At 35.3% G+C, this 13,912-nt stretch carries 10 protein-coding genes and 4 pseudogenes; 3 read left to right on the forward strand and 11 right to left on the reverse strand.

The features are described from left to right. Positions 1-140: pseudogene (locus M1G14_RS10540) on the forward strand (IS30 family transposase); the annotation flags it as partial. A 338-nt stretch (positions 141-478) separates the two neighbouring features. On the opposite strand, the gene M1G14_RS10545 reads toward M1G14_RS10540, so the two are convergent. From M1G14_RS10545 to M1G14_RS10565, 5 genes and pseudogenes are all read right to left on the reverse strand, one after another. After that, a complete protein-coding gene (locus M1G14_RS10545; protein ID WP_049485656.1) occupies positions 479-1,333 on the reverse strand; it encodes an SDR family NAD(P)-dependent oxidoreductase in 855 nt (284 codons plus the stop codon). An 11-nt stretch (positions 1,334-1,344) separates the two neighbouring features. Beyond that, on the reverse strand, positions 1,345-1,902 hold the full coding sequence (gene rnmV / locus M1G14_RS10550) for a ribonuclease M5 (RefSeq protein ID WP_247926585.1): 558 nt from the start codon (positions 1,900-1,902) through the stop codon (positions 1,345-1,347). Between the two features lie 14 nt (positions 1,903-1,916). Then, positions 1,917-2,147 carry a hypothetical protein gene (locus M1G14_RS10555; protein ID WP_161800639.1) on the reverse strand — a complete coding sequence of 77 codons (231 nt, stop codon included), beginning with the start codon at positions 2,145-2,147 and terminating at the stop codon, positions 1,917-1,919. Between the two features lie 13 nt (positions 2,148-2,160). After that, positions 2,161-3,179 (reverse strand): annotated as a pseudogene (locus tag M1G14_RS10560) (TatD family hydrolase); the annotation flags it as partial. A 172-nt stretch (positions 3,180-3,351) separates the two neighbouring features. After that, the gene (locus tag M1G14_RS10565) at positions 3,352-3,798 is read right to left on the reverse strand and encodes a hypothetical protein (protein WP_053090793.1); all 447 of its coding nucleotides are present in this window, start codon (positions 3,796-3,798) and stop codon (positions 3,352-3,354) included. 142 nt (positions 3,799-3,940) lie between these two features. On the opposite strand from M1G14_RS10565, the gene M1G14_RS10570 reads away from it, so the two are divergent. After that, complete coding sequence (locus M1G14_RS10570; RefSeq protein WP_243461307.1) at positions 3,941-4,105, forward strand: hypothetical protein; 165 nt, start codon at positions 3,941-3,943, stop codon at positions 4,103-4,105. Positions 4,106-4,144: 39 nt separating this feature from the next. Here M1G14_RS10570 and M1G14_RS10575 read toward each other — a convergent pair. The 5 genes and pseudogenes from M1G14_RS10575 to M1G14_RS10590 all read right to left on the reverse strand — a co-directional run. After that, positions 4,145-4,680: pseudogene (locus tag M1G14_RS10575) on the reverse strand (zinc-binding dehydrogenase); the annotation flags it as partial. Further along, a pseudogene (locus M1G14_RS11005) lies at positions 4,681-6,408 on the reverse strand (Cna B-type domain-containing protein); the annotation flags it as partial. A gap of 24 nt (positions 6,409-6,432) precedes the next feature. Further along, positions 6,433-8,439 carry an Ig-like domain-containing protein gene (locus M1G14_RS11010; protein ID WP_004563876.1) on the reverse strand — a complete coding sequence of 669 codons (2,007 nt, stop codon included), beginning with the start codon at positions 8,437-8,439 and terminating at the stop codon, positions 6,433-6,435. A gap of 1,878 nt (positions 8,440-10,317) precedes the next feature. Continuing rightward, on the reverse strand, positions 10,318-10,524 hold the full coding sequence (locus tag M1G14_RS10585) for a hypothetical protein (RefSeq protein WP_247926586.1): 207 nt from the start codon (positions 10,522-10,524) through the stop codon (positions 10,318-10,320). Between the two features lie 119 nt (positions 10,525-10,643). Further along, entirely contained in the window at positions 10,644-10,883 is a 240-nt protein-coding gene (locus tag M1G14_RS10590) for a hypothetical protein (RefSeq protein WP_247926587.1), read from the reverse strand. Positions 10,884-11,164: 281 nt separating this feature from the next. On the opposite strand from M1G14_RS10590, the gene M1G14_RS10960 reads away from it, so the two are divergent. Next, a complete protein-coding gene (locus M1G14_RS10960; protein WP_345773033.1) occupies positions 11,165-11,587 on the forward strand; it encodes a helix-turn-helix transcriptional regulator in 423 nt (140 codons plus the stop codon). Between the two features lie 225 nt (positions 11,588-11,812). On the opposite strand, the gene M1G14_RS10600 is transcribed toward M1G14_RS10960, so the two are convergent. Then, a complete protein-coding gene (locus M1G14_RS10600) occupies positions 11,813-13,525 on the reverse strand; it encodes a hypothetical protein (RefSeq protein ID WP_247926588.1) in 1,713 nt (570 codons plus the stop codon). Positions 13,526-13,912 lie beyond the last annotated feature (387 nt).

The raw sequence follows: 13,912 nt of genomic DNA on the forward strand, positions 1-13,912 counted from the left end.
AATATTTCCCAAAGAAAACAGATTTAGCCACTATTTCTTATGAGGCTTTAAACAAGGCTTTATATGATATCAATCACAGACCACGAAAATGTTTAGCTTACAGAATGGCTTATGAAGATCTAGAGGATGAGTTCAAGTAAATGTTGCACTTATTCTTGCAATTTATCAAATAAATATAGCTTCTATTTGCCATTTCATTTCCTTTCACAATTTTTATGAAGGCTTTAACTTCCGTCCAAGTCACTCCAAACAGATTCAACTATTTCAATCGCCTCTTGTTGCCAAAAAGTCAATGCATATTGTTCTAATTTTCATTCATTGTCTTTTAAGAAAATCATTTACGCTCTATAGCTACTACCTCTATTGTAACACATTCCCTTATATTTTCGGGTCATCTGGTTATTGTTATCACTTTTCAGAGCTCTCTAAACAGATGTAGATAGATTGAAGTAAGCATAAAATTTATTTTTCTAATTCTTTATAGATTGTCTCTTGAAAATGTCAGTTGTTCAAGTAAGGAATAGAGTTTTGTTTGCCCCTCTTCTTCGTAAGCAGTTCTATTTGCTTTTACTTCCCTGCATTTCTCGTCATACAAAAAACCGTCATATCCATCTTCTGTAGATAAGGCTGTGTAAACTTTAGCCATTTCTTCAGGACTAATCGAAAATTTTGACTTAATTTTATAAAGATTTTTCATAAAAGCACTGAGGTGATCATAGCGGTGCATATCAACTTTGACATTGGTCACACGGATTGCCTGAATTTTAATACCTTTCCACCATTTCCGCATATAAAGCGACAGCATCAACAAGGCCAATTTATTTTGATAATAGGTCTTGGCAGGACTGTAACTTTTTTGACCAGATAAATTTTCAAAATCAAGCCGCATGAAAGGATAGAGTACCAGCCCTTGAGAAGAAATATTAATAATCCGACCACTCTCCGATTTTTCCAACAAACCTTTCAACAGGATAGAAAGCAAGAAAGGGGCGACAACATTGGTCGCAAATTGCCTTTCTAAACCATCCTTAGTCAGGATGGGCTTTTTGACTGACAAATCAAAGTCAGCTGCATTGTTAATTAGAACGTCTAGAACGTCTTCTTTTTGAATATACTGTTCTACTGCTTTCCTGACACTCTTCATATCAGATAGATCAACCAAGATATAATCTACATGTCGATTTCCTGTCTGTTGACGAATTTCCTCACAAGCTTGCTCGGCAACTTCTTCCCGTCTACAAAAGAGAGTCACCGACCATCCCTTTTCAGCTAACTGTTTAGCAGCCTGATATCCAATACCACTATTGCCGCCCGTAATAATTACTTTTTTCATTTCTTACTCCTTTAGATTGAATACTTAGTCATCGCTTCTTCCACTTCTGCCAAGGTCACTCCAAACAACTCTAAACGCTTGAGCAACTGCTTGCCGTTGGAATAGCCGATGCAGAGCTGTTCGCCCAGATACTCCCGACGCTTACGACTGTCTGCTCCCGCTAGGAAACCAAGACGAATCAAGTCACTACGACTAATATCAAACTCGTTCTCGTTTTTAAATTGCTCTGTCACCTGTGCCAGTGCTGTTTTCAGGTCCTCATAGCTAGCATGTTCGATTCCCAGAGAACGGCCCTTAGTCTTGGCTTCATCTCGTTTAAGAAAGACATGCTGAACTGTCGGAATGACCGTTATAATCATGCGACGAATGCGCTCATCGTTAAAGTCAGGATCTGTAAAGACAATGACTCCATGCAGTTCATGCAGGCGTTGGATCCGCTCTATATCCTGATCATTGATTGCTGACCATCGTGTTTCATAGGTCTCCACATCAAAGTAACGTTTAAGATTGGTCGTATCATCCCGTCCTTCGGCTACGATGACTTGGGAAATTTTTATTCTATTTATCACTATCGTACTCCATTTCAATCATAACCTGGCAAAGTTAAGAGAACGATTTCTTCTGGAAAAACCAACAAGCGAACACTGCCAGTTACGGTACCTGATTCGAAAAATAAGAATTCTCCATTTTTCCCTTTTAAAGAATAAATAAGTGGTTGTCTCTCTTTAATTTTTTGACATAATTTCTGAAATCGTACCTCTAATTCGGGAATACCTCTAAAATAATTTCTATCATTATTTTGTATATCAGACAATCTTTCACTCCTATTCAACTACGTCTCTCAGACCAAACAAATTCTTTGCATTATCATAGGTAGCTTGCGCTATTTCTTCAACAGTCATCCCACGCAAGTCAGCGATAAAGTCCACGACATAGCGGGTATAGGTTATCTTGTTTTCACGACCACGTTTGGGAACAGGTGCCAAGTAAGGTGCATCTGTTTCTACCAAAATCTTGTCCAAAGGAAGTTCTCTGGCAGCTTCTTGGATATCCGTCGCTTTCTTAAAGGTCACCACTCCTGAGAAGAAAATGGTCATACCAAGCTCGACAAACTTCTCAGCCCACTCAAGAGAACCCGAAAATAAACGCATGATGCCACTACGAGGACCGACGCCCTCACTCTTGATAATCTTATAAGTATCTTCCAACGCATCCCGAGTATGAACCACAAAAGGCAAATCCAAGTCCTTAGACAGCTGAATCTGACAGCGAAAAACCTGCTCCTGAACTTCCTTAGATGCTGTCATCCAGTGATAATCCAATCTAATCTCCCCCAAGGCAACAAACCTTGGGATGTTTTAACTTTTCAAGCAAGTATGCTTCGACCTCGTCTGTGTACGTCCCTGCTTCAGTCGGATGCCAGTCAATAGTTGCGTAGAGTTGCTCATATTCATCTGCCAATTCTAGGGCCCGTTCAATCTTCTTGTCAAAACCAACAATGTTCATCCGAGTCACGCCCATCTCAGCTGCCAAGTCAACCTTAATAATGTCCTCGTTTACTACGATTACGTTGTCAAAATCACGCAAGGTATCTGCCAAAATCGGTACCAAACGGTAGTCAATCTCAAAAGCCATCACTTCAGCTGCACGCTCAGTCAAGAACTCGGTCAAGGCACCAATATCTGGCCCGATTCAATGACATTGACCTGGTCATCAATCTCAGCCGTATCCACGATCTTTTGAAAGATATTGGTATCAGTCAGGAAATTCCGCCCAAAGGACTTTTAAAGGTAAAGCCGTGACGCCACAGCACTACCTTGGTCACGCTATAATCTGCAATTCTCATCTAATCTCTTTTCTATTTGTTAGCTAAAAATAATCTGTAAACCCATATCATTACTAGCGCCAAGAGAAGCCAAAATCTCATTGGTATGGAATTTGATAAGTAACCTGCAAAATCCTTCTTACCTTCTTTAAGATTGTCTGAGGCTAAGGTATCCAGATTTTTCTCCTTTTCATCATGCATGATTGAAGTTAGATAGAAAACTAAATGAACTAATAGGAAGACCAAGTTTTTGTTTCTTCAATTGTTTTTCAGTTTTCTTCTCAACTTTTTGGACAGATTTTTGCTTCAAAAACGATTCTTTATATTCTGGAACATTTCCATAAGAGTCACTTGACCCTTTTTCATGAATAGCCGTATTTTTCTCTAATACTACTTTCTGGTCAAGGTAAGTTTTCTCAGAATAGGTATAAGTTACGTGGTAAGTTGGTATTTCTAAGGCTGTCCAATACAATTTAGTAATAGTAACCTTACTATGAAGACCTACTTTATTACTGTTTTCGACAATAATCCCTCTGACCTTGTTGTAATCACTAGTCTTCATTTTTCTGAATCCAGTTAAAAACAAGGCTAAAAATAGTATGAGAAACGAAAGTAAACAACGATTGATTTTCTTTTTCATAGCTCTACCTCCTATAATCTAAAGCAAACAAACGAAAGACTAGCAACTGGTAAAAACCATTTTCTGAAAATCTGTAGAACATTACCATGTTAATATAAACGATTGCAATATCCTATCTTTATTTTAACATTCTTTGAAAGAAATGTCAGATGAAATTGGATTGGTGCTCTCCCTTCTTTTCTCAGTCCAACTAACCATTATCACCACCATCTCAACCTTGATGACCTTAGCAATGACAGTTCACTTTATCCGTTTTAATATGAACCAAACTAAGAAATTCTCCAGACAATTTTGGGAATTGTATTAAAAAAATGCTAGCAGAAATCATCTACTAGAATTTTTCTCGTTAGTCAATCACAATCATAGCCTTAATGGTCTTACGCTCATCCATGTCTTTGTATGCTTGATCAATCTCGTCCAAACTATAGCTCTGGGTGAAGATTCGTCCTGGATTGATATCTCCATCCAATACAGCCTTGAGTAATAGCTGTTTGTCGTAGGTGGTAACAGAGGCAGCTCCACCTGCAACTGAGATATTTGGGCAAAGGTTGAACCAAGGGCACGATTATTGTAATGAGGAACGCCGACAAAACCTAAACGTCCTCCATTGTGAAGCACCTCAAGTGCTTGATCGACAGCAGCTGCGGTTCCTACACATTCAAGAGCTGCATCCGCTCCTCCACCACGGATTTCACGGACCTTGGCAATGACTTCTTCCCCACGTTCAGCAACAACTGCTGTCGCACCTGACTCCAAAGCTATTTTTTGACGATCTTCGTGACGACTCATAAGGACAATTTGCGATGCTCCCCGCATCTTAGCAGCAATCACAGCACATTGGCCCACGGCTCCGTCCCCGATCACCACGGCTTTGTCACCCGAAGCTGTCAAGGTTAATTTCTTACCTTCAACAGCTACTGGATCTGCATCTCCTACTTTTTTATAAAGTTGAACCGTTACGGACTCAGGACGTTTGCCGTCTTGGTTGTTCGCGTCGTTCCATACTTTTGTTACCTTGTAGTCGATTTCTTTTGGTTCATATTTGTTTGTGATGGTAAAGTCTGTAATAGTTGATTCGTATTCTGCTACGGCTTCTTCTGTTACAGTGTATTTGATTTCTTTACCAGCTTTATATTTTGCTAATTTCGTGAATTCGACAGTCCAAGTTCCGTCTGCGGCTTCTTGAACTTCTTTCGATGCGACTTTCTGACCGTCTGCTAAAAGATTGATTGTAATCTTAGTTGGACGTTTGCCATCTTGGTTGTTTGCGTCATCCCAGTTCTTAGTTGCTTTTACATTAACTGTTTCTGGAGAATAGCTATTTGTGATAGTGAATCCTGATGCAGCGTCACCAGTAACCTTAGAAGTGTAACCAGGAACAGTTACTTCTACTACTGTGTACTGGATAGGTGTGCCACCTTTATCAGCATCAAGGTCTGTGAAACTTCCAGTCCAACCGTTTGCGGCATTGAGTTCAAGTGTTTTATCAGTATCCTGACCGTCTGCAAGCAATTTAACTGTGACAGAAGATGGGCGTTTACCATCTTGGTTATCCTTATCATCCCATGCTTTCTTCACAGAAACTTGAGTTTTGGCTGGTGTGTATTTGTTTGTAAATACAAGGTCTTTTGCTTCTTTTGAAGCTGTTGCTTTCAATTCAGTTACGCTTACTTTTTCAACCGTTACTTCAACTTCTTGAACTGTCTTATCGTAAGTGATTCCTGCTTCAGATCCAACAACTTCTGAGATGGTATACTTGTGAGTTCCCACTTGGCTCTCATCATATGAGATTGGTGAGAAGGTCACAGTTCCGTCAGCAGCATTTTTCACTGTTTCGACAACGCTACCGTCTTCTTTCTTCAATTCGAAGCTGTATTTGCCTGCTTCAAGGTTCTTACCTTCAAGAACTTTCTTAGCTCCAAGAATTACACTTGTAGCCCCTGCTGGTGTGTATTTGTTAGTGAAGACTAGATCTTTTGCTTCTTTTGAAGCAGTTGCTTTCAATTCAGTTGCACTTACTTTTTCAACCGTTACTTCAACTTCTTGAACTGTCTTATCGTAAGTGATTCCTGCTTCAGATCCAGCAACTTCAGAAATAGTGTACTTGTGAGTTCCCACTTGGCTCTCATCATATGAGATTGGTGAGAAGGTCACAGTTCCGTCAGCAGCGTTTTTCACTGTTTCGACAACGCTACCGTCTTCTTTCTTCAATTCGAAGCTGTATTTACCTGCTTCAAGATCTTTACCTTCAAGAACTTTCTTAGCTCCAAGAGTTACGCTTGTGGCTCCGGCTGGTGTGTAAGTATTCTCGAATACTTTTTCACCGTCGTAAGCAACGGTTGCTTCAAGGACACCTTTACCATTGTCCACTACAGTTACTGTAGCTGTGATGGTTTTAGTATCGTACTGGATACCTGTAGCAGTACCCGCTTTTTCAGCAATCTTATAAGTATAAGTGCCTGCTTTGTCGAATTCCAATTCTGAGAACTTAACGTTTCCGTCTTTGTCATTCTTCACGGTTTCTTTCACATTACCGTCTTGGTCTGTCAAAGTGAACTCAAATTCATCAGCTTTCAACTCACGACCAGTCAACTTCTTAGTCACTTCAAGAGAAGCTGAAGTTGGTTTTACTGTTTACTTATTGGTAACAGTCAATTCTGCTGTTTGTTCTGAGGTATAGCCATCAACTGTAGTAACTGGATTTCCGTCTTTATCAACCTCTTTAACACTGTAGGTATATGTCACACCATTTTGATCGGTCGCAGGAAGATCTGACCATTCTACAGCACCGTCTGTCTTAGGTACTTCTTTTTGGTCAGCATCTGTAACTGCTTCTGCAGTACCGCCCTCTAGAGTACGATACAATTTAAAGAAGAGACTTGGGCGAACACTATCCCTTCCACCAGTCCAGACTTTATTAGCAGTTACTTTTGTTTTTGGAACCTCATAAGTATTGGTTACTTGTGTCTTGTCTGCATTGTAAGAGACGACGTAGTTATGATCATTAGATGCGACTTTCTCTCCTTCTTTCAAAGGAAGTTCAGTAGTATCTTGAAGCTCGCGAACAGAGTAGATTAATTTTGTTCCATCAACATCATATTTAGGAAGTTGGTTTTTCCACTTGTAAGTATAAACACCATTGGACTCTGTCACTTCAGGGTCATAATTACCAGAAACAGGTTTAGAGTCCTCAATAGTCTGTCCTTCTTTATGGACATACAAGCCGAGCTTAACTTTATTATAATCTGTAGATTTCCCACCTGCCCAAGTCTTAGTAGCTTCAAAGTCAACTGTCTCACGTTTGTTAGAGATATTTAAAGGAACTCCCTCTTTTTTCATCTCTACTTCAAACTCTTGACTATTTGCAACATAACCTGACTTGGGTGCTTTTTCTTTTACAATGTATTGACCTTCTGAGAGAACTGGAGAAAGGGCAACGCCATGTTCATCTGTCGTAATTTCAGCAACTTTCGTTCTATCACTCTTCTTAAGAATTTCAAAGACAACACCACTTAACTTCACAGTAGCATCTGCCTCATCATACTTGGTGATTTTGATTTTACCAGCAAGATCCGCTGTAACAGTTGCACCTGCTCCTTTAACGGATTTGACACCTGATTTCATAGTTATGCTACCAGTGTCTTTCCCATCCCAGGATTTCCAACTTTTCTGAGGGACACCATCATAAGTTATCCCTGCACTGTTAACAACTTCCGTTCCATCTGCAGGAGTAGTCGTACTATACTCTAAACGTAAAGTTTTGGTCCCTGTATTGGTCGGCAATAAAAGTTCAAATGAAGTACCACCGTTTTTTAAGGTTAATAGTGCAGTATCATTTGGATTTGCTTGATAAACTGTCGGATCCGTTGTAACTTTATATTCGTGACCATAGGAAACAACATCTGCGCTACTTGTATTATTTGTCTTATATTCCACCTCAAAGAATTTAAAACTATCCACAAGATAAGTTGCTAGAGACCCCTTACTGGTGTCAATGCTATCATTTATCTTGACGACTTTGCCAGTTAAATCTTCGCCAGCACGATTGATTCGCATCCACCAGGCTAGGTGATCCGTATCAGAATTTGTCCATCCACCCTTATAACCAATTTCGCCTTCAACTGGCACATCTTGGCTATCACTGCCAAATGGTTTAAAGGTTATTGTTTGTTCTTTATCTCCAGGTAAACGATACGTGACTTTATTCACTTCTCCAGTTGTTTTCAGCATTGAAGTAGCATTAAATGTCCCTCTAATATTTTGCTTACCTTCAACCTTTTCATTAAATGTAAAGGTTATTGTCTTCGTAGCACTATCTGCTATAACTTGCCCCAGTACCTCTCCGCTTACACTATCCTTTAATTCAAATGTCGCGTCAACTAAATCTAGACCATCTGGAGCTTTTACGGTGAAATAATCACCATTCTTTATTTCTCCTGCAGATAGATTAGAAAAGCTATACTCCCCATAATAGAGAGCCCGTACCTCTTTTTGTCCCTTAGAATGCCAAAATGTTTCGTCAGCTACACCAGTACCTGAATTTCGTATTTCAACATTTGATAATGTGACCTTATCTGTCAAATCTTGCGCCTGTACTGGATTCGATAGAGCTATCGAGCCAAACAGAACTAGAAGTGGCATTAAAATATAGAACCACAATTTTTTTAATCTTATGATTTTTCCTTTCTAAATAATTAAAATGAATTGAACAGTGTATTATCTCCCTTAATAAGCAACACCCCTTTCAATCGTAAGATTTATTGATACAATATCTACATAATTTATGTAAAAATGATGCAATTACGATATAGATTTTGTTCAAAAGCTATTTTTAATCTTTAGCAAGGATATCACTACCCTTAGTCAGTATAGAAATATAGCAAAATACCATTCCCATTATACGATAATTACTGATTATAGTCTAGTAATTTGCATAAATTACTAGACTAGCTTCCACGTGGATTAATACAAGGTATTCAGCTTATATAAAAATAACTAAAATCGTCTTACAATGAAATATGTACCATCTTAACTTTACCAACCGCCTTTACCTATTATTCATTATCTCTCCTCTGAAATATGAATCAAATAAATAATATGTGATAAATCAATCACTTTAAAAGCAAAGAAGGATTATATTATCATTAATCTTTCTAATAAATCGCCAAAGCACTTCTAAATAAATACAGGTCTTACTTTAAAGGAGAAGTATCATATGCTAAAACTATGATTGTGGATGCCCACTTACTGAAAGCAATCAGACCTAATATTAAAAATATAAGACCATTTGAGGAATCCAGTAGATACTATTAATCTAAAAAGGCCCCTCACAGATTTGTAAAGTTCTTGGATTATATAGAGTAAAAAAATATAAAACAAGAATTAACTCATGTTATTGAACAGTATATAAAATAAATAGGATGGGGAAGCTTCTAAAGAGAAAGTAAAGAATCATCGGACTAGAACTATTAGCTTAATGCCCCATTACTAAAGTATAGCTTTTCCTTAAATCAAATATCCCAAGGTCATTTTTCTGCTATCACAGATGTTAAACCATTTAAATTTAATTTCAACATGGCAACCGCCTAGTAAAAACCTTTACAATTCAGGATATCCTTAAATTATGCTAGGTATGAACATTTAGAATGTCAATAGAATCAACCCGTCAATGATTTCTGCTTAGATAAATTCATAACTTATTGTTAAAAGTCGCATCTATTCTCTGAAAAAGGCTAAAGAATCGAAATTGAGAAGACTTATTCAAGGGAACTTCTAAACGAGTATAGATAAGAAATAGAGAGATCCCATAAATAAACCGTCTCGGTTTATATAGGTGGCAATTTCATAGGAACCACCTCAGAAGTAGGGAACTAGAAATGTTTTATCTTTTCATTGTTCAAATTGCGAAGTTCTCGTCGTGTATTGGCTCCAAAATAATTTATCCAAGGATTTAGTTCCGTACAGTATTACATCCTTTTAGTCTTATTTTAATCAATTTATTATAGTAGCATGCCCTATAGTAGTTTGTTCAAGATCTTCTAAAGGCATAAAATTCTTCTCAGATTTCTGAAACATCTCAAATTTAATAATTTCCCATAAGAGCACCATCATGCCGTACTGAACTATTACTTTTGTTATAGTATTGATGTTCTAAAAATCAAAAAGAACACCCCGAAAGGTGCTCTCTGTAAGTATAGTAATTCTTTCGAATTAACGTTTACTAAATTGTGACGCCTTACGAGCTTTCTTAAGACCTGGTTAGACAAGGTTTTGTTTTAGGTGATTTCAAAACAGCTTGATATCAATGTCTGATAGCTTTCTAAGGTCTTTTTATTTCAAAAAATTTGTTTAAGCTACATTGTTTGAGGGAAATTTCAATTTGGTTATAATCCTCCTATCAATCGTAATTTGATTTAATTCTTTGCAAAATACTTTTCAAAAACATCTATAAACAACAAATTAATTACATCAAATATATCTTTAAACTTTATTCCAGGAGTATATTAAGGAATGTTTTATCTATAAACCTAACCGTTCGGAATCCCAATTTCCATATTCGTCATACCCAAAACCATCAGGATCCATTGCATCAATACCACATTGCTCTAGAAATCTTGAACAGTCGTGACAGTAATACACTTCATTCCTCTCATCGCTACCTTCCCAATCAATTTCATTTTTTGTAAACAGGTCGCCACACTCTCTACACTCGTATAATTTTGACATAATATTAACTCCTATTTTTAATAAGCAATCATATGAAAGCTCTACATTATCAGTATCAGCCGATTCATAGTAAATACTGTTACTTCAGCTAATTATTTTAACGAAATTAAAAGATTATCTTACATTTCTCTTATACAATTCACGACAGAAAAAGCATTAACTAACCCAATTTTATATTTTTTATTAAGCAATTTCACACATTCAGAGAAACTCAGTTTATTTTCCTTTATAAATTCTATTTCTTCCCCGCCATTCTTAATCATATAGTCTGCAAATTTTGATGCAATAATATATCTTCTAACAACTAAATAGATCATTCCAAAAACCAACACAATATTAAGTATTACTTGTAAATCCATTATGGCTTTCCTCCTATAATGGCACGGCAGGGTATACACTACGTCAAAAATCTTATGGTCATATTTCTGACACAGAATCTAGAACAAAAATATGACTCACTTTATTTTTAATAAGCTAATCATAACTTTATTCCTCACTTTCTTAAGAATACCGATATTATAGTCCACTATTTTTATTTTGTCAAGTATTTTTATCTAAATTACAATCTTGACACAAACAATGCTTTTTTATGGTTAAAATTTCTGTTATAATGTAAATACAGAATTGTAGGTGTCGTGAAATGAAAAAAGAAAAATATCCCTCAAATGAGAAAACAAGACAAATACTGCAAGACAATTTAAAGTCTATCAGAGAGATCTTAAATTGGACAAGTGCAGATTTAGGTAATCTTATTGGTGTCACTAAACAAACCATTAGTAATCTAGAGACAAAAAATAGCAAACTTACCAAACTACATTATATTGCAATACGAACAGTAGTTGATTTTGAAATTGAACAACTAAAATCAACTGACTCTGATCGAGCCGAGCGTGCTTGCATGCTATTAGAAGTATTGTCTAAATCCGAAGAAGAAAATCTAGATTTTGATGAAATCTCTCAAGCTTCTAAATTAATTGTATCCTCAACGTCTGCTATGATTGCAGGTACTATAATTAGTGCGCTGATCCCATTTGTTCTCAATGGATTTAATAAAAAAAAATAGATAATGGAAAATTTGAGTTCTAAATATCATCAAAAAAATAAAAAGCTACTCTTCTAACTGTAATGAATTACAGTTAGAAGAGTAGCTTTTTTGTTTTAATTTCTGAGTCAGAATGGAATTTTTAGAATTCAAATATTTTCTTAAAAAAGAAAAACGTAATAGAATTAATAAAATTTCAGCTAATTCAATACATAGCTGTATGAACGATACAATATGTTTCTTAAACTAATTACTCTTTTTATAAATTTCAATTATATTTAAAGGGGTAGAATCTATTATACTACTATTGTATTCCACACGAAAAGGAACATTATTAGTATTAAAAATCACTAGATCATTCTTGGGAACATCATCAACCGATTCATACAAAATTTTAGCATTATCTATTTTGGCAAAATAGATATCTTGCTGGATTTGCCCATACTCATTATAAATTTCGGGCTCTTGATTATAAACCATTCTCATCAACTGCGGTTGACTAGTTGGTGTTTCCTGGATTAATAAAGGAAGATACTTTGGATATTTAAAAATAGATATATAGAATTGAGTATAAGAAAAATCTAAAAAACCAAATTTAGTAATATCAAAATCTTTTAAACTTCCAATTAAAAAGTAAAGAAGATATAAAGTGTTATCTCTAATACGCTTCACTTCTTCGATATCTTCTAGAGTGTGTTTATGAAAATACCCGTTGCGAACAGAATCTTTGTAATCTAGCAAGAGTCTGTTTAACAAATTTCTTCCCTGCTCACTTATTTCCAAACAATCTTCATTATCGGTTATATACCAAATTAGCGAGCCTAAACTAATATCCATGAATTTAAGATTATAACTAGTAACTAAAATTTGATAATTACCACTATTATTTGGATTCTCTCTTATGTCTTCTTTATTAGCATATATCTTTTTTTTACCCCTATAAATATACTTTTTCCCTCTTTTGATCCATTGTTTTCTTTTATCAATATCTAAATGAGATAATAAAATTTGATAAAGGAACTGTTCAATTGTTTTTAGATATCCTGCTACAACGGAAGTATAATCAAAGTTACAATTATCAACTAACACTTTGTACAAATACTCAGAAGTTAGATAAGAGATAGCGAAATCTGATTTTCCTAATAATACTTCAGCTTTACTCTTATCTAAATTTGAGTTAATTATATCTAAATCACACTTTTCTAGATTGTTAAATTTTTTTTGGGAATTATAACTTAGTGCTTTTAAATTGACATTTTGTAAATTCTCTCTTAAATCGAGTCTAACTTTAGTTAGATTAGACATACTTAATCTAGGAATCACATCAAAACCGATTAACTCTTGCATATCGTCTATCGCTTTTGTTAAAGTTGTTAAAAAGTATTGATATATATTTTCATTGATGAACTCATCTAAAAAATTTTTAATTGAATAATGAGATATATCTATTATTTTGGAATATGAGTTTGATGCAATATTCATATCCTTTGAAAAATGTAAAATTACAACTTTGTCAATTTGATAATCTTTTATTAACTCTCTAACAACATCATCGTAATCATATAATTCAGTATATCGAACACCAATTCTACTATTTTCCTTCTCAATAATAAATGGAAACGGAAAAAGATTATAATCCTCTATATCAGAATTTCTGAAATCTACACAATTTCTCATTTTTTCTAGCTTACTCTCAATTTCATAACCTCTCTCATTCAATAATTCCTCTAAAATGGGATTTATTAAATAGTTTCGAATATCTGATTGAAGTGTTCTTTCATATTTTTGATAAATATAAAAATTATCCGAAGCAATATTTAATATAGGAAAATCTGAACGATATCCAGGCCTATCATTTACAAATCTTTTAAAATTACCCTCAAAAACTTTACGCTTGAATAGTTCTTTAAAATCATTGGTATGCTTATTTATAATGGCTTTGTATTTATCTAAAATCATTTTCTCTCAATTCTTATCTATAAATTTTAAACAAAAAGCATACAGTAAAACTGTATGCTAACCTTCTAGCCTTTTATTATTGATTTCAATATACTTGATAACAATTTCTTTTAGTGCTAAAAGGACTTCTGCTGCTAGCTCAATAAGGGCAAGGGTTGTTTTGTTATCCATTTTCATGGTATCTCCTCCTTCTGGGCAACTTTAGGTTGCCAAAAATAGAAGTCGCAACATAGTAATATTGTAAGCGTTTTTCTTAGAGTTGTCAACTATTATTGATTCCTTTAAATACAAAATTGATCTTTATAATACGTCAGGCAGAATTATCACCCGTATTTTAATTTTCGAAAAATAGATATTTCTTAGAAAGAAAACTAAAAAATTGATATA

This window comes from Streptococcus parasanguinis (assembly GCF_023109675.1).
Taxonomy (GTDB): domain Bacteria; phylum Bacillota; class Bacilli; order Lactobacillales; family Streptococcaceae; genus Streptococcus; species Streptococcus parasanguinis_I.